The organism is Micromonospora sp. NPDC050495 (genome assembly GCF_040655175.1).
Taxonomy (GTDB): Bacteria; Actinomycetota; Actinomycetes; order Mycobacteriales; family Micromonosporaceae; genus Micromonospora.
This window is the reverse complement of record NZ_JBFAJK010000056.1, coordinates 1-17,339: the sequence shown is the minus strand read 5'-3', so window position 1 is coordinate 17,339 and position 17,339 is coordinate 1. Positions and strand designations below refer to the sequence as shown.

The following is a 17,339-nucleotide window of genomic DNA, read 5'->3' as shown; positions in this document are numbered from 1 at the left end:
AGAACGTCCGGCTCCAGATCACATTGCGCTGCGTGCCGGACCTAGTCTGCGAACAACACCGCTCCCGTCAGCGGCCGACATATCCGTCGGTAGTTCCGATCCTCAGAGACAAGCGGACTTGACGCCTGCGGATCGATGTCGAACTCGCCCCAGTACACGCGCATGGCGATGACGTAGGACTCCATCGAGTCGGCTTCCAGCAGAAAGACGCGCTCGCTGGAACGGAGGGCACCGATCCGTCGTTCGATCTCGGCCCGCTCAGCTTCGCTGGACTGACGAAGGTGAGCGCCTGGAAAGTCCTTCCAGCAGCAGACTCTGGAGACGCCTGCGAAGAAGACGTCCAGAACCGGACCAGGATGCTCGTCGTCCGGAGTCTCGTCCCCTTCTTCGTCCAAGTCCATGTTCTCTGACGGGTCCGGGATGCCACGGATCAGTGCCGAGCTGTGTCCGGGCTCGAACTTGATCAGGTAGAAGTGGCGGTCATCGCGAAGATCCAGCTCGTCTCGCCGCTGTTCCACCACAAACTCTTCCGGCATCAGAGCTTCCCCCAGCCACCGAGACGTCGGTTGAAGCGGAAGAAGTCTACCTGGCCCATCAGGCCGGCGTTGTCGATCTGAATCAGTTCCCATTGGGTGGCCAGAAGCGAGCCGTTGTTCAACTTCTCGGCCTCCCGCGCACGCTTGAGCGCCTCGGCCGCTCCCTTGTTGGCGCCCGGGAGTCCGTCCACCATGAAGGAGATGCTGCCTTCGCCACGACCCAGACGGCCTACCGCGCGCTCAACCTCCCCCCGCCAGTCCGCCGCTTTCATGAAGTGCCGGGCGCCGACCTGTTCCGCGAAGTTCTCGACGGTCATGTCACTGCCACGAGGACTGCGCCCGAGAGCCACATGGTCCTTGGGACCGATGAAGTCGCCGCAATTGTGTACGAGGAGGGGGGACGTGCCGGCGAGGACGTAGTAGGTGTGGACGTTGGGAACCGTGAGGTTGTGGACGGTGGCCCGCGGCGTGGTCCAGCGTTCGACCGCCGCGACCTGGACATAGGTTCCAGCGCTGGTGCGGAGCAGCTGACCGGAGCGGAGGTCGGCAGCATCGATCCACTTACCCAACTCCGGCACCCAGAAGGGGTGACCGTCGGTGGCGGTGACTTCTGCCGTCGCCGAGCCACGCTCACCATCGACGTCAATGGTGATCTTCACCAGGTGCTTGACGCCAACGCCCTTGATCGCGGCGCTGACCGTCTCTACCACGGTGCGACCCGTCTCCGGATCGGTGACCATGACCTTGTCGCCCGGCTTCACGTCCTCGATCGGCTTGGTCTTGCCGTCGGCCATGAGGACCTTCGTGCCCGGCACGAAGCTGTTCGTGAGACAGGAGTCGTCAGCGCCAGCCTTACCGGCGTTGCCGCCGCCGCTGGAGCCACCGCTGCCGCGGGAGGACCCGCCCGAGGAACCTCCTGGCTTGGAGTCCCCCTTGCCGCCCCCACCAGAACCCTTGCCGCCACCCGATGAGGCAGCCGAGGAGCCCTTCGGGTTCGCCCTAGCCTGAGCCTGCTTCTGGACCGGGTTACCCGTCTTCTTCGTGGCGTTGGCGGCCCTGTCGCTGGTTCTCTTGGCCTTCTCGGCCGCCTTCTTCGCCGCGGCCTGCGCCGCCTTCTTCGCCCGCTCGATGGCCAACTTCTTGGCGGTGATTGCCGCCCGCTCAGCCGCTCGAGCAGCCGCCAGCACTGCCTGGGCCGCCTTTTTCGCCCTGAAGAACGCCTGGACCGCTTCGATGGTCCGGTTGACGGCCCTGATCACTGCAGGGATCTTGCCGAGTTTCGCCCATGGGATCGCCTGGATGATCAAGCTGCCGCAGGACCACATGTCACCGCCGAAGCAGTTGATCGCGTCGGTGATGCCGATGAAGTCCTTCAGCATCGACCAGGCGGTCTCCAGGATCACCGAAACCAGCGACCGGTTCGAGTCGGCCTGCGCCTGGGCGACCTGCGCGGCCGTCAGGCCCGCACCCGCCAGCGCCGCCGCCATCTCCGAGGCGTTCAACGCCACCGACAGGCCTGAGGCGTCCGCCAACGTCACCGGGTTGTTGTGCCCGTAGGCGTACCCGTTGGACTGCATGGGGTCGGTCAGGTCCAGCACCGGGTCGGCGGACATGAACCGGCCCACGACCGGGTCGTAGAGGCGGGCGCCCAGCGGCGTGTAGCCGGAGGCGTCGTCGCGGATAGCACCGAGGAAGCCGGCGTTGGTCTGCATGCGGGACGCCAGCTTGTCGGTGCCCCGCTGGTTGCCGAACGGGTCCTGCTTACGAATCCGGACCTGCATCAGGTCACCGCTGACGATCTCGGCGTACGGACTGCCCTGGTGGTCGCCCGCCAGGGCCACCAGGCTCGGCGAGTCGGTGCCGTAGGCGTAGCGCAGCATCGCACCGCCCGGAGCCGCATACGTGCGCTGGGTGTTGACCAGCACCCCACCCCGCTGCACGGTGACCTGGGCCTCGCCCAGGTTCAGGGTGGCCTGGCTGTTCTGAAGGGTCAGCAGCCGTGCCCCGCCGGGACCGTAGATGTGCCGGGTCTCGTTCTGCGCCTCCCACCGCTGAGCGGTGGACGCGGTGTCACAGGTCGCCAGCACGATCGGGGTGCCGTTGGCCGTGGCCGCGTCCTTGACCGCCAGGCAGAGGCCGGAGGCGGTGTGCTTGAGCCCGGTCGCGGTGCGCTCCACCTGCTGGGCCGCGGCGCCGCTGCACTTCTGGATCGAGAACGCCGATCCGGCGGTGTTGGCGGCCGGCTGGACGCACCAGTTGTCCAGGACGGACAGGGTGCCGAGGCTGGCGTTGGCCTGGTTCGGCGCCGGCGTGAAGGACCACTTCTGGGCGAGCGTGCTGTTGCAGGAGTAGAGCTGGATCGGCTGGTTGGCCACGGTGAGGCTGGAACTGAGGTCCAGGCACTTGTTGCCGAGCCCCACGTACGCGGTCCTGCCCTTGCTGCCCTGGCCAGCGATCCGCTCGACCTGACCGTCGTAGGTCCAGGACAGCTCCTGCCGGTCGCCCGTCGCCACGGAGGTGACGGTCTTCGTGTCGCCGGTCAGCTCGTAGAGCCGCTCCGCCACGGCGGTGACCGCCGCCCCCGCCGGCGTGACGTAGTTCTTGGTCACCTTCGTCAGGGTGCGCGGCTGGCTGCCGTCGGTCGCCCCGTAGCCGTAGCTGGTGGTGGCGTCCTTGGTGGGGTCACCGGCGAGGTTCTTCTCGACCAGCTTCCTGCGGTTGCCGAGCAGGTCGTAGTCGTACTCCTGCCAGTAGCCGGCGCCGTCGGTGCCGGCCGTCACCGTGGTGGCGGTCGGGTCCGCGACGCAGGACGCCTGGTCCTTGGCCGTCCAGGCCGTGGTCAGCTGGCCGAGCGCGTCGTATCGGAAGCACTGCCGCTCCTCGATGCCGAGCGCGCGCTCGCGGATCGCGGTGACGTTGCCCGCGTTGTCGTACCAGTAGGAGCGGTGCGACACGAGGTTGCCGCCGACCAGGTTCTTATCGTCGGTCTTCTCGCGGTAGACCTGCTGGTCGGTGAGCGCCCCGCTGGCGTCGTCGTAGCTGGACATGGTCCACACCCGGTACGGCTGGGCGCCGAGCGTCGAGCGCAGCACCTGCCCGTAGGGCGAGTAGACCGTTTCCGACCCGTACCAGTTGTTGCCGGACACGGACAGCGGCAGGCCGTCCTTGGTGTACCGGACCAGGACCTTCTCGGCGGGGAAACCGCCGACTGCGGGCAGCGTGGTCGACTCCGGCAGGCCGGTGTCGGTGTAGGTGTAGTCGTACCGGTAGGAGCTGCGCAGACCCCAGACGTCCGCCACCGTCTGCGGCAGCGTCAGGGTGGTGGAGGTCGGCTGGTAGTCGTTGGTGTAGCCGCCGATGGTCTGGGTGTAGGGCAGGCCGTCGGTGTACCGGGTGGCGGCGGCCGGCAGGCCCTTGCCCCCCGGCGCGGTGTCGTAGGTGTACTGGGCCAGCAGCGTCCCGGTGCCGTCGCCCAGCCGCTGCTGGGTAGGGCGGGAGAGCTCGTCGTAGCCGTTCCAGACCGTCACGTTCCGGGCGTTGGTGGTGGTCACCGGCCGGTCGCGGTGGTCGTAGCTGATCCGGGTGGTGCCGGTGTCCGGATCGGTCGCGGTCTCCATCCGGCCGCGCTGGTCGAAGGTCCAGGTCCACGGGTGAGTCGGGTCGGCCGAGTGGATGGCCTTCGCCAGCTGGCCGCGCGAGTCGAACTCGTACCGCATGGTGGTGAAGGCGGTCCGCGCGGCGTCGGTGAAGGTGTCCAGTCGGGTGGTCCGCCCAAGCGCGTCGCTGAACATCCGGTAGGAGGACGCACCGCTCGGGTTGATCACCGTGGAGTGGTCGGCACCGTAGGTGTAGCGGGTGGCGCGCGACGGCTGCTCGACGCCGCGCAGGACCGGCAGCTCCTCAAGGAGCCGGCCGAGGCCGTCGTAGGTGTAGCGGGTGGCGTTCGGCACCGCTGTGTCGGCCAGCGGCGTGAACAGCGTGCCGACCGGGCCGCCCGAGGCGACGTAGGCGTTGTTGGTCTGCCACACCTCGCCGGAACTGTTGTAGAGCGTGTCGGTGATCAGCCGGCCGCCGCCGGTGGCCTCCTCCTGGCTCTGCCGCTCGCGGCCCAGGCCGTCGTAGAGCGTGACCGAGGTCTGGATCCGGTTGTCGTGCCCCCGGCTGAACGTGGTGACGTACGGCGGCTTGCCGACCGGGGTCGCGTACTCCGCCTTGAAGTCCGGCACCGCCGTGGTCGACGGGGTGCGACCCGCACCCCAGGCCTCGACGAGGCGGCCCAGCGGGTCGTACCTGCCCTCGCTGACCCGGTTGTTGGCGTCGGTGGTCTTCACCGCGGTCCCCCGGCCCGGCTCCAGCTCCTGGACCTGCCGGTGCCCGAGCGAGTTCTGCTCGGTGACCGTGAACGCCTGCCCCGTGGAGGGGGTGTAGGTAATGGTGGAGGTCTTGCCGTCCGGGTCGGTGTTCGAGACGACCCGGCCGATGGCGTCGAAGCCGGTGGTGCCGTCGGACTGGAATCCGGACCCGTCGCCCTTCAGCGACCAGTGCTGTGTCGCCAGCCCCCGGGTGGTGGCGGCGAGGGCGGTGCCGTACGCCTGGTCGTCGTAGGCGACCCGGGTGGCCGCGCTCAACGTCTTCAGGTCGGCGAAGTCGGCGGCGGCACACGTGGTCGGGCTGGTGAGAACCTGCTTGGTGAGGCCGATCAGGTTCTTGTCGGTGCGGTGCAGGTACTCCATTGTCGTGCAGGACTCGTCGCCGGTCCTGCCCGTGTCACCTATGGACTCCACATAGGTGGGCAGGCCATAGGTCGACTCGTAGGTGGTCTTCGTCTCCACCGACCGCACGGTGCGGGTGTCGTCCCCGGTGCCGGAGGACTTCGTGTACGACACCGTCCGCGGCTCGGTGACCCGCCACGCCTCCAGCGGGCTCAGCCCGTCGTCGCGAGTCCGGCTGGCCAGCAGCTGCGCCGCCGGGTAGGTGATGCTGCGGGTCAGCCAGTCGGTGTTGGCGTCGCCGGCGTCGGCGTAGGTCAGCTCCTCGGCGATCCGGCCCGCGAAGGGCTCCCGGTCCTTGGCGATCTCGGTGCCGGTGATGTCGGTCATCGGCACCGTGTCGCCCATGCCGCGGAAGTACCGGGTGACGGACTTCGTCCGCTTGCTGCCGATGTCCGGTTCGTCGGCGCCGGTGAGGACGGTGGTCTGCTGGAAGCCGGCGAACTGGGAGTAGGTGCGGGTGGCCTTCTTGGTGAACTCCTGCTCGGCCAGCTTCCAGCCCGGGTTCTCGTACGCGTACCGGGTGATGGTGCTGAACGCGCCGTCGATGTTGGGCAGTTCCTCGACGCTGTCCACGACGTACTTGTGGAACCAGTCGATCTCCTGCGCCGCCGGGTCCGGGTGCCAGAAGGACGGGTAGCAGAGCCGGTTGTTGGCCTTCAGCGCCGCGGTGTCGGTCTTGTCGGGCAGGCCGGTGCCGGTGGCGCAGTCACCCACGGGCTGCTTGTAGGTGATGACCGTCTCGCCGCCGTACTCGTTGATGACCCGGGAGATGCGCAGCCGGGAGAAGCCGGGACGGTTGTCCCGCTTGACCCGGTTCGGCATGTCCTCCGGGTTGGGCTCGAAGCGCACCGGGTTGAGGGTGACCTTCGCGTCGGTGGTGCCGTTGCGGCCGTACCCGGTCCGGGTAATCGACTCCAGCCAGAGCGCGGTGTTCGGGCCGGTCCGCAGGATCGGGAAGGACTGCTTGAGCTGGTACTCGTCGACGACCTGGCGGGCGGTGGTGTCGGTGCGCCGCTGCGCCGAGGTGCTGATCATGTCGAGGCGCTTACGGGTGAAGAAGGACGGGCCGGCGTTCCAGCACTTCACGCCGGAGGAGCAGCGCAGGTCGGCCGGGGTGTCGTACCAGATGCGGTACTTGCCTGGGTCCTTGTCGGCGAAGTTCGCGTCGCTACAGGTCAGCGCGCCCTCGTCGAAGCAGCGCTCGGCCACGATGAACCGGACCCGGGCCGGTGCCTCGGCGGAGAAGATGCTGTCCTTGCGCTGGCCGTAGTCGATCCGGGTGAGGTAGCCGCCGCGGTCGTACGCGACCGGCGCCTTGAAGTTGAAGTTCTGGGCGTAGTAGTTCTTCTCCTTGGCCCACCACAGGCTCATGGCGTTGCCGTGGATGTCCTCGACGTAGTCCAGCGACCAGCGCCACGCCTGCGTGCACGCGGAGGCCTTCCAGGCGTCGGTGCCACCGGACTTGTAGCAGGTCTCGGCGGGGTCGCCGTCGCTGAGGTGGTTGCCGTACACGGGCACGGTGAGCACGGAGTTGGTCTCCGCGGCACCGGCGGTCCAGCCCGGCAGACGGTTCAGGCCGAAGTGGTACCTGGTGCCGTCGCGGGTGGTGACGACCCAGTACTCGCCGCTCGCGTCGCCGTTGCCCAGGCCGGTGTCCTTGCGCAGCTCAACCTTGGAGCCGTCGCCGTTGGCGGTGAACCAGGCGTTCTTGCCCTCGTCCCAGACCAGCTCGGTGGTCATGCCCGCCAGCGAGAGGGTGGCGTTCTGCGAGCCCCAGCAGAGGTCGGCGGTGCGGTGGTCCTTGTTGTTCGCGCCGGTCTTCTTGGAGTCCTCCCGGCAGTTGGCGTAGCTGCGGGTGATCGCCCCGGCGTTGTAGTCCCAGCCGTCACCGATCCAGGAGGCCTGGTTGTTGGTGGCGGAGGTGCGACCGTCCACGGACTGCGAGGAGTAGGAGAGCGCCACCTTCGGCATCAGGCCGCCGGCGGTCTCCGGCACCTGGACCTGGTACGAGTAGGTGAACGCGCCCGAGGAGGCGCCGGCCGCCCAGGAGCCCGAGGAGAGCAGCGGGGTGGCGGTGTAGTCACCGGCCGCCGAGGCACCGGTGTCGAGCACGCCGACGACGTTGGGCTCGGTCGACGCCGCGGCGAGGGTCCGGGCAGTCGAGCCTGACGTGCTCCCTGCCGGGAGCAGCTGGCCGACCGGCACGCTGGTGTTGATCACGCGACGGGTCGGCGTGGCGCTGGCGGTCGCGGCGCGCAGCCCCGTCGAGGCGGCGGGTACCAGTTCGACGTCGCTGGAGAGCGTCTGCACCGGCTCGGTGGGGGCCGTCGTGCCGCTGTCGGCGGCGCAGTCGCCGGTATCGGGGGCGTCGTAGACGCAGCTGGGCAGCAGCACCGCGCCGAAGCGGTCGGCGGCCTGCGGGCCGTACAGGTCGACGAAGGGCGTGGAGTCCACGCTGAGCGCGACCTCGGCGGTCGGGTCCGCGGTGTCGGGCGGCGTGATCTTCATGATCAGGCCGGAGACGCCGGCGTCCTGGGACGCCTGGGGGGCGGCCAGGTCGACGGTCCAGGCGCCGGCGAGGCCCGCCGGGTCGGCGCCGGCCGGCACGCCGAGGGCGACCGGCAGGTCGTCGACCGGCACCGTGGCACCGGCCTCGACGCCGGTGAGGTCCACGACGCCGGTGTCCTGCTGCCAGGGGGTGACGGCCGTGGGCGCGTACGGCTCGACCGGGACCTCGGCGGCGGTGGTCAGGTTCTTCTCGGCCGCGTCGTCCTCGCCGACCCGCTCGCTCTCCGGCAGGTCCGGCAGGTCGAGCGCGGTCTCTTCCCGGGCCATGCCCGCGCCGGGCACCGCCCACGCTTCGGCGGGCAGCATCGTCCCGACCAGGGTCGCGGAGAGGGCCAGCACCAATGCCCGACGGCCCCGGTGGTTACCCGGTCCCGTCCGGGCCTGTCGGCGCCACCGCCGGGACAGCAAATCGATACCTCGCACGCGTCGACTCCCACCCAGCGCGAAGACGAAAAGAGAAGGCGCGGATAACCGCGAACGCACCCGCCGGGTTCTGGCGCGTGCGTGAGCACTGTGCGGCAGGACGTTCGGTTACTCAAGGACACGGAGAGTCATATAGACGCATATGAAGTGATCTGGGTCACATGATTTTTAGGGCGAGGGAGGCGGTTCCGCCCATTCGCCGCAAGCGGTGCCAACCCCGCAAGGAGCCGTCTTTGGGCTCGGGGAAATCGGGCACGAGATCCAATTCCGCGACGAATCTGTGCGGTTACTTAACGGCAGATAACGGATCGATAATGTTCGAGGGCACCCCAAACTCGCACTCGTCATGCGATCGTGTGCCCGCGTTCTGCCTCGCGGCTCCGCCGGACGAGGCGGTCTGCGCACCCTTCCCTGTCCACCTGGCCCCCACGGGAGTCGACCAGCCGTGACCGCGCCTCGCCTGATCAGCCCGTTCGTGCGCACGCGCACCAGGCTGACCCTCACTCTGGGCCTATCGCTGGCCGCACTCGTCGCCGCCCCCCTTCCGTGGTGGCTCGGCTCCGCCGACCCGTCGGAGCAGGCCACCGCCGCCGCGCCGGCGCCCCCCGCGCCGCGCACCGAAGTCGTCGCCGTGGCCGAAGCCCGCCGTACCGGCCAGGAGGTCCTGGTCGACACCGCCACCACCGCCACCTCGCTGACCTGGGCGCGGCCCGACGGGCAACTCCGCACCACGATCTCCACCGTGCCGCGACGGGCGAAGGACGGCGCCGGCCGGTGGGCCGACATCGACAACACCCTGACCCGTTCCGACAAGGTCCGCGGTGGCCTCGACTTCCGTCCGGTCAACACCCCCACTCCGGTGCGCTTCTCCGGCGGCAGCGCTGCCGGCGCCGCGGACACCGTGCTGGCCGAGGTGGACGTCGCCGGCCACACCATCGCCTACACGTGGCCGGGCGCACTGCCCGAGCCGGTGCTCGACGGACCGCGCGCGCTCTACCCGGAGGTCCGGCCCGGCGTCGACCTGCTCGTCGTCGCGCGCGACGAGGGCGGCTTCGCCAACCTGCTGATCGTCAAGAACCGCGACGCCGCGAAGGCCGTCGGAGCGGTCAGCTACGGCCTGCGGTCCACGACCCTGATCTTCCGCCACGACGCCGACACCGGCGGGGTACGGGCGCTGGCGAAGGCCGGCGGCCAGGAGATCAGCTCGATTCCCAGCCCCTTCGCCTGGGACTCCGCCGGCCGCGACCCCGAGGCTGACCCCGGCGCGGCCCTCCGTACCGCCGTCGGCACCTCCGCGGACGTGCTGAAGCTGTCCGGGCTCGGCGGCGCCGAACCGGGTGCCAAGCGAGCACCGATTCCCACCCGGCTGGAGCGCGACGGCACCGGCGACGTCCGGCTGCACCTGGACGCCGCGGCGGGCGGGCTGCTCACCGACCCGGCCGCCCTCTTCCCCGTCTTTCTGGATCCGACGCTGATCAGCGGGAAGCAGGCCTGGGCCACCGTCTACTCGCAGCACCCCACCACCAACACCTGGAACGGCACGAACTTCAACTCCGGCACCACGGACGCCCGGGTCGGCTACGACCAGTCGACACCGCTCCGGGCCCGCTCCTTCTGGCGGATGGGCTACAGCACGAGTTTGAAGGGCGCGAAGGTCAGCTCGGCCACCTTCAAGGTGCTCAACAACCACTCGTGGAGCTGCACCTCCCGGGAGATGCAGCTCTGGCTCACCGGTGCCATCTCCTCCGGTACCACCTGGAACGCGCAGCCGTCCTGGCGGGCGGAGCAGCAGCGCAAGTCCTTCGCCCACGGCTACGGCAGCAGCTGCGCCGACGACTACGTCAGCTTCAACGTCCTGGGCGGTGCCCAGCAGGCCTCCGACGAGGGCTGGTCGAACATCACCTTCGGCATGCGCGCCACCAGCGAGTCGGACACGCTGACCTGGCGCAAGTTCCAGGTCAGCGCCTCGGAGCTGTCGGTCACCTACAACCGGCCGCCGAACGAGCCGACCGGTGGCGCCACCTCCCCCGGTGGCGCCTGCTCGACCACGGGCGTGACCATCGCCAAGACCAACATCGTGCTCTCGGCGACCGCCACCGACCCTGACGGCAATCTCAGCGGCCTGCGGTTCCGCTGGTGGAAGAGCGGCACGACCGCGCCGGCCGGCACCCTGGTGACGAGCCTGAGCAGCGGCAAGGGGAGCCTCACCATCCCGTCGACCAGCCTGCTGGACAAGACCGTGTACCTGTGGGACGTCCGCGCCGAGGACAGCTCGGGCGCCGTCTCCTCGTACTTCCCGCCCGGGACGGATCCCTGCCGCTTCACCATCGACGCCTCGGCGCCCCCAGCGCCGGACGTCGCCAGCGACGTGTGGCGGGAAGCCACCCCGGACGGCGCGACCTGGGCCAAGCTGAAGTTCGGCGAGAAGGGTCCGATCACCTTCACGGCCGCCGGGGCGACCACGTTCAGCTACGCGTTCGAGGGCGTCGGCGAAGTCAAGTACGCGAACGCCAGCAACGGCACGGCCACCGTGCCGGACCTGGCGCCGCGGCACGCCGGCCCGACCACCCTGCACGTGTACGCCTATGACGCGGTCGGCAACAAGAGCGTCCGCACCGACTACTCCTTCTACGTCCCGCCCCGCGACACCGCCGACGCCCCCGGCGACACGGGCGGTGACACGGTTCCCGACCTGCTCCTGATCGACTCCACCGGCCGACTGCGCAACTACGCCGGGGACCAGGGCGGCGAGCTGTACGCCTGGCAGACCGCCTCGTACGACGGCAAGGGCACGCTGAATCCGGCGGGTCACTGGTACGACCCGGCGTCCGGCAACGCCGCGCTGATCACCAAGTACGCCGACGCGTACCCCGGCGACGGCACGACCGACCTGTTCGCCCGTACCCCGGACGGCGGGTTCTGGCTCTACCCGGGTGACGGGTACGGCAGTTTCAACGTCGACAAGCGGCTGCCGGTGCTGCTGCCCGCCAACGCGCCCGAACCGGCGACCTGGACGCAGATCAAGGCGCTCGGCGACATCACCGGCGACAAGCTGCCCGACCTGATCCTGCGGGCCGGAACCGCGTTCTGGACGCTGAGCGGCTACACCGGCGCGAGTTTCCAGGAGGCGACCCTGATGGAGGGCACCGCGTGGGCCCGCCGGGAGATCGTCAACGTGGCGGACATCGACCTGGACGGCACGCCGGACCTGGTCTGGCGCAACCTGGACAACGGCAACATGTACATCCGCCACGGCAAGCCCGGCACGGTGGCCGGCAGCGTCCTCCTCGACTCGTTGAAGTCGGCCGCCGCCTCCCGCAGCGGCGACGTCGCCTACGGCACGAGCTGGACCGAGGCGAACGTCAACGCGGTCATCGGCATCCCGGACGTCAACGGGGACCGGGTGCCCGACATGTGGGCCCGGTTCGCGTCGGACGGGGCGATGCGGATCTACTACCCGTCCACCACCAACACCAACGCCCCCGTGAAGATCGTGCTGGGCGACAACTGGAACACCGTGAAGTCCTTCGGCTGACCCGCCGCCGGTGACGGGCCTGAGCAGCGGCACTCAGGCCCGTCGCCGTGCCGAGGGCGGTGCGCGCCGCCCGCGGCGCACCCCGGTGGATCGCTCCGCTCAGGCCGCGGCCAGGACGAAGGTCTCCAGCTCGGCGCCGCCGTACCAGTCGGTGCGGAGGCCGAGGTGGGTCATGCCGAGCCGCCGCGCGACCGCCATCGACGCGTGGTTGCCCGCCATCACCACCGCGTAGACCTGGCGGGTGCCGGCGGCGAACTCCCGCTCCAGCACGGCCCGGGCCGCCTCGGTGGCGTAGCCGTGGCCCTGCGAGTCGGGGTGCAGGTGCCAGCCGACCTCGATGTCGTCGGTGGGGGTCACCCCGTCCCGCCCGGGCAACGGCTTCAGCAGGACGCTGCCCGCCGCCGGGCCGGCGTCGCGCGGCTCGACGGCCCAGATCCCCCAGCGGCCGGCGTACGGCGCGTAGCGGTCCCGCCAGGCGCGCACCCGCTCCCGCGCCTCGGCCGGGTCGGTCATCCGGCCGGCGCCCCCGCCGAGCCAGCGCATCACCTCGTCGCGGGAGTAGATGTCGTAGATCCGGGCCAGGTCCGCCGGCGCCTCGGTCCAGTCCCGGACCAGCAGGCGGTCGGTCGCGGCGATCGTCATGCCGCCGGATCGTAATGCGTGCCGGCCCGCCGTCCGGGGAAGGAGGTCGCGATGGGTACCGGATGGCAGCGGACGAAGCGGATCACCGGGCTGGCCTTCCGGCCGGTACGCGGGCGTGACCTGTCGCTGCACGCGGCGGCGATCACCTTCTACGGGGCGATCGCGGTGGTGCCGGTCGCCCTGCTGGCCATCTGGCTCACCGGACTGGTCGCCGGGGACGACCGGGTGCGCCGGCTCACCTCGTACGCCATCGAGACGCTGCCCACCGACATCGGCGCCAACCGGGCGGTGGCCGCGCTGGTCGACGCCGGCCTGGGGCTGACCCCGCTGCTGGCGCTGGCCTCGCTGCTGCCGGCGTCGCTCTACGGCGAAGGGCTGCGCCGGGCCTTCGTCTCGGTGGCCGAGCCGCGCGGCGCGGCCGGGGCACTGGTCGGCTGGCGGGGCCGGCTGCTGCTGCTCCCGCTGCTCGCCCCGGCCCCCGCGCTGCTGCTGTCGATCCTGCTGGCGCTGCCGACCACCACCCACCTGGTCCGGCAGGGCGGCTGGCTCGGCGCGCTCGGCGTGGTGCTGTCGTTCCTGGGGACCTGGCTGGCGCTCACCCCGGTGCTGATGTGGCTGTTCCGGGTGGTCGGACCGGCCTCCCCGGACTGGCTGGTCACGGTGGGCATGGGAACGTTCACGGCGGCGAACCTCGCCGGCTTTTTGCACGGTTTCGTGCTGTTCTGCTCGCTGCCGCTGGACCTGGGGGTACCGTTCGGCGGCTTCGACGGGATCGGCGCCGGCGTGGCCGTGCTGCTCTGGCTCTACCTGTTCCACGTGATCGTGCTGGCCGGCTACTCCGCCACGCTGGCCCTGTCCCGCTGGCGCGCCGCCCGCGCCGCCGCCCGCGCCGAGACGGGCTCCTGATCGCGCCGCTGATCCCGGAGGGACTCCCCGGGAAGCCGGGGCGGGGCTAGGGTGCGCGGGTATGAGCGAAGCGAGTGAGCTGCCGGGCCGCGCCGACGTCGTCGTGGTCGGCTCCGGGCACAACGGGCTGGTGTCGGCGATCCTGCTGGCCCGGGCCGGGCTGGACGTGCTGGTGTTGGAGGCGGCCGAGGTGATCGGCGGCGCCACCCGCACCGAGACGCCGTTCCCCAAGGTGCCCGGGCTGCGGCACTCCACCGGCTCGTACCTGCTCGGGCTGATGCCGCCGGAGCTGCTGGCCACGCTCGACGTGCGGATCCCGGTGCTGCGCCGCGACCCGCACTACTTCCTGCCCACCCCGGGCGGGCTCGGCTCGCCGTACCTGCTCTTCGGCAGCGACGCCGCGGCCAGCCGGCGGCAGGTCGCGGAGATGTTCTCCCCCGCCGACGCGGCCGCCGACGACGCGCTCCAGGCCGAACTCGCCCAGCTCCGCGCGGACCTGGCCCCGGCCTGGCTGGCCGAACCACTGCCGGTGGAGGAGACCGCCGAGCGGTACGTCCGGCCCGCCCTGCGCCAGGTCTTCGTCGACCTGGTGCGCGGCTCCGTCGCCGACTACCTGGCCCGGTTCGACTTCCGGTCCGAGCTGCTGGTCAGCATGTACGCGGTCACCGACGGCCTGTCCGGGCTGAACGCCGGCCCGGACGACCCCGGCACCGGGCACAACTTCCTGGTGCACAACATGTGCCGGCTCCCCGGCTCGGGCGGCACCTGGATGATCGCGCAGGGCGGCATGGGCACCGTCTCCCGGACGTTCGCCGAGGCGGCCCGCGCCGCGGGCGCCCGCGTCCACGCCGGCACCCCGGTCACCGCCGTCACCCTGGACGGCGGCGCGGCCAGCGGGGTGGTGCTCGCCGACGGGCGCCAGGTCACCGCCGAGGTGGTGCTCGGCGCGTGCGACCCGTACCGGCTGATGGCGCTGCTGCCCGACGGCGCGCTCCCGGCGGAACTGGGCGCGCGGATGGCGGCGGTCCGCCGCCCCGGCACCACGCTCAAACTCAACCTGGCGCTCACCGGGCTGCCCCGCTTCTCCTGCCTGCCGGCGGACGCGCCGAGCCCGTTCGGCTCCACCATCCACCTGCTGCCCGGCGCCGCGTCGCTGGTCGGGGCGGGCGGCGAGTCGCCGATGAGCGCGCTGCGTGCCATGTGGGCGGACGTGCGGGCCGGCCGGCTGCCGGCCGAGCCGACCATCGAGTGGTACCTGCACACCACGGTCGACCCGTCGCTGCGCGACGACGCCGGGCACCACTCGTCGGCGTTGTTCGTGCAGTCGGTGCCGTACGAGCTGGCCGGCACCAGCTGGGACGCGGCGCTGCCCGGCTACGTCGAGCGACTGGTGGCGATCTGCGAGCGGTACGCCCCGGGCACCGGCGACCTGATCGCCGACGCGGTGCCGCTGCCCCCGCCCGGCATCGAGGCGCACTTCGGGATCACCGGCGGGCACATCCACCACGTCGACAACACCGTCTCGTTCACCGACCGGATGCCGTACGCGACCGGGGTCGACGGCGTGTACGCCGGCAGCGCCGGCTGCCACCCGGCCGGCAGCGTGATCGGCGCGGCCGGCCACAACGCCGCCCAGCGGATCCTCAACGACCTCGGCCGCTGACGAAACTCACCGGCTGACCGGTTGTCCGCGAGCAGGTCCGCCGCCTCCGCCACGCCGCCCCCGTCCGACGGTGATGGTGACCCGGCGGGGGCGGCGGGCGCGGGGAAACTAGCTCAGCGCCTCCCCGGCCGGGGCCGGGGTCTCCGCGTCGGCCCGGTGCGCGCGGATCTTGTGGCCGACGCTGGTCAGGCAGCGCCCGCTGGCCAGGTCGAACCGCCAGCCGTGCAGCTGGCAGGTGAGCTGGTCGCCGTCGACGATGCCGAACCGGCTCAGGTCGGCCTTCAGGTGCGGGCAGCGGCGCTGCACCACCCAGCCGTCCAGGGTGATGTCCTCGGCGTCGACGGACCGCTCGTGCTCGTCGTACCAGCCCTCGGCGTACTGCAGGCGCTCCTCGGAGAGGCACTTGAAGAAGGCGTAGACGAACTCGTTGTACTGACCGATCCGGGCCGCCGAGAACCGGCAGGACAGGAAGAGCGAGTTGACCCAGTCGACCTCGCCGATGTGCAGCAGGTGCTCGATCAGCGCCCGCTCGGTACGGAACCGGTAGCGGACCTTCTCGTCCGCGTACGGCCGGACCTCGTTGCCCGGGAAGTCCACCACGATCGACTCGACCGATTCACCGTCGTAGCCGACCAGGTCGAAGCGGACCGGACCGCCGACCCCCTTGGCCAGGTAGATCGACTCGTCCAGCAGCGGCTCGATGCGGCGCTTCAGCTCGCCCAGCACGTCGACCTCGGGGTGCCGCCAGGACGCCTTCTCGGCCTCGATGATCGGACGCTTGCGCTCCCGCATCTCCTCCAGGTGGGCGACCTTGTTCGCGAAGAACTCCGCCACCGGCACCGGGTGGGTGGTGGTCGTGCCCTCGGTGGTGACCTCCGCGACGCTGCCCGGCAGCAGCACGATGCCGTTGGTGCCGCCGACCTTGGCGTACTCGGCCAGGAAGACCGACTGGTCGGGGAAGATGTTCCCCTCGTCGCCGAAGATGTCGTTGAACTGCCAGAGGCTGTCGTCGAGGAAGCACGGCGGGCCGGCGATCGGGAAGACGCTGTCGGCCTTCAGGTCGTCGATGTAACGCCAGGTGCGGTCGAACTGCCGGTCCCGCTTCTGCTTGCCGAACGCGGTCTTGGCCGCCTGCGGCAGCTCGTAGACCATCGGGTACCAGATCGCGCCGGAGAACTGGAGCATGTGCGCGTGCACGTGACCCAGCTCGGCGAAGACGCTCAGGTCGGTCGGGCGGGCGTCGTTCTGATTGAGCAGCCGGACCCCGTCGTACTCCACCCAGAGCGAGGAGTCGCCGATCGGGCCGTCGGTCGGGCTGGTCAACGCCTGGATCATGATCTTCAGGCCGCCGGGCAGCTCCACGACCTGCTCATTCGGCGCCCTGAGGAACTTGGTGAAGCCCAGTGCCCGGAACTCGTCCTCCATCTCCGAGGTGGGGAACTCGGGGAGCAGGACCGTCGCGTCCTTGCTGACGAAGTCCCGCAGGTGCTTCGCGTCGAAGTGGTCCCGGTGCAGGTGCGACACGTACAGGTAGTCGACCTGGCCCAGGGTCTCCCAGTCCAGCAGCGAATTGTCGGGAAAGGGGAACCAGGAGGCGAAGTAGGCGGGGTTGACCCACGGGTCGCACAGGATGCTGCCCGCGGCCGTGTCGATCCGCATGCTGGCATGCCCCGTACCGGTCACTCGCACCGTAGTCCCCCTCAAAAAGGCAATCAGGCGTACGTCAAGACGCTACCGGAGGCAGTGTGCTCACCGTTCCGCGACGCCGGTAGTGCCGTTCCGCCCGGGCGGCGACGGGACCGACGGCCCGGTCCCGGTCGCCGTGGTCACCCAACCGGGGTACGCCGATCAGGGCGGACCCCGCACCGAGCCCGCTTCGGGGCGTGCCAGACTAACCGGAGATCCGATCGCGAGGGAAGGACCGACAGTGGCAGGAAGCGAGCCGGTAACCGCGCCAGATCAGCACAAGCCCGGACACCGCAGGTCCGGACGGATCGGGGCGGTGCTGTCGGCGGTGGTTTTGGTGATCATGGCGTTCTGCGGCAACCACGAGGGCAGGGTCGAGGACATCTGGCTGATCGGGATCGCCGCGCTGCTGCTGGCCATCGTGATCGGCGACGCGGTGCTGCGCCGCAACGGCCTGCGTTCCTGACCCCGACGGTCGCTCGACCGGTACGCGCGAGGGCCCGACCCCGTGCGGGATGCTGTTGGTTAATTCGGGTTCTGCTGCTTCGCCCCGTCGGATCTATCCGGCGGGGCGAAGTTGTGCGAAGTGGCTGATGCGGGTGGCGGCT

Annotated in this window: 7 protein-coding genes and 1 pseudogene; 4 read left to right on the top strand and 4 right to left on the bottom strand. The window is 70.5% G+C overall.

Features of this window, described 5'->3' with window-relative positions; translation table 11 throughout:
- Positions 1 to 41: 41 nt before the first annotated feature.
- Both AB0I11_RS30600 and AB0I11_RS30595 read right to left on the bottom strand, forming a co-directional pair.
- Entirely contained in the window at positions 42 to 536 is a 495-nt protein-coding gene (locus AB0I11_RS30600) for a hypothetical protein (protein WP_357328473.1), read from the bottom strand.
- Positions 537 to 910: 374 nt separating this feature from the next.
- A pseudogene (locus tag AB0I11_RS30595) lies at positions 911 to 8,227 on the bottom strand (ricin-type beta-trefoil lectin domain protein); the annotation flags it as partial.
- Positions 8,228 to 8,744: 517 nt separating this feature from the next.
- Here AB0I11_RS30595 and AB0I11_RS30590 point away from each other — a divergent pair.
- Positions 8,745 to 11,834 (top strand): DNRLRE domain-containing protein, encoded by a 3,090-nt coding sequence (locus tag AB0I11_RS30590; RefSeq protein WP_357328470.1) that lies wholly within the window; start codon positions 8,745 to 8,747, stop codon positions 11,832 to 11,834.
- 99 nt (positions 11,835 to 11,933) lie between these two features.
- Here AB0I11_RS30590 and AB0I11_RS30585 read toward each other — a convergent pair whose 3' ends face one another.
- Positions 11,934 to 12,476 carry a GNAT family N-acetyltransferase gene (locus AB0I11_RS30585; RefSeq protein ID WP_357328467.1) on the bottom strand — a complete coding sequence of 181 codons (543 nt, stop codon included), beginning with the start codon at positions 12,474 to 12,476 and terminating at the stop codon, positions 11,934 to 11,936.
- A gap of 51 nt (positions 12,477 to 12,527) precedes the next feature.
- Here AB0I11_RS30585 and AB0I11_RS30580 point away from each other — a divergent pair, with 51 nt between their 5' ends.
- Both AB0I11_RS30580 and AB0I11_RS30575 read left to right on the top strand, forming a co-directional pair.
- Positions 12,528 to 13,382 carry a YhjD/YihY/BrkB family envelope integrity protein gene (locus AB0I11_RS30580; RefSeq protein ID WP_357328464.1) on the top strand — a complete coding sequence of 285 codons (855 nt, stop codon included), beginning with the start codon at positions 12,528 to 12,530 and terminating at the stop codon, positions 13,380 to 13,382.
- A 61-nt stretch (positions 13,383 to 13,443) separates the two neighbouring features.
- Entirely contained in the window at positions 13,444 to 15,045 is a 1,602-nt protein-coding gene (locus AB0I11_RS30575; protein ID WP_357328461.1) for an NAD(P)/FAD-dependent oxidoreductase, read from the top strand.
- Between the two features lie 108 nt (positions 15,046 to 15,153).
- Here the strand turns inward: AB0I11_RS30575 and AB0I11_RS30570 are convergent, their stop codons facing one another.
- Positions 15,154 to 16,734 (bottom strand): Rieske 2Fe-2S domain-containing protein, encoded by a 1,581-nt coding sequence (locus AB0I11_RS30570; protein WP_357328458.1) that lies wholly within the window; start codon positions 16,732 to 16,734, stop codon positions 15,154 to 15,156.
- Between the two features lie 238 nt (positions 16,735 to 16,972).
- Here AB0I11_RS30570 and AB0I11_RS30565 point away from each other — a divergent pair, with 238 nt between their 5' ends.
- Positions 16,973 to 17,197 carry a DUF2631 domain-containing protein gene (locus tag AB0I11_RS30565; RefSeq protein WP_357328454.1) on the top strand — a complete coding sequence of 75 codons (225 nt, stop codon included), beginning with the start codon at positions 16,973 to 16,975 and terminating at the stop codon, positions 17,195 to 17,197.
- Positions 17,198 to 17,339: the final 142 nt, after the last annotated feature.

Coding starts and splice junctions, on each gene's coding strand:
- AB0I11_RS30575 (WP_357328461.1), top strand. CDS start 13,444: ATGAGCGAAGCGAGTGAGCTGCCGGGCCGCGCCGACGTCGTCGTGGTC.
- AB0I11_RS30600 (WP_357328473.1), bottom strand. CDS start 536: ATGCCGGAAGAGTTTGTGGTGGAACAGCGGCGAGACGAGCTGGATCTT.
- AB0I11_RS30585 (WP_357328467.1), bottom strand. CDS start 12,476: ATGACGATCGCCGCGACCGACCGCCTGCTGGTCCGGGACTGGACCGAG.
- AB0I11_RS30580 (WP_357328464.1), top strand. CDS start 12,528: ATGGGTACCGGATGGCAGCGGACGAAGCGGATCACCGGGCTGGCCTTC.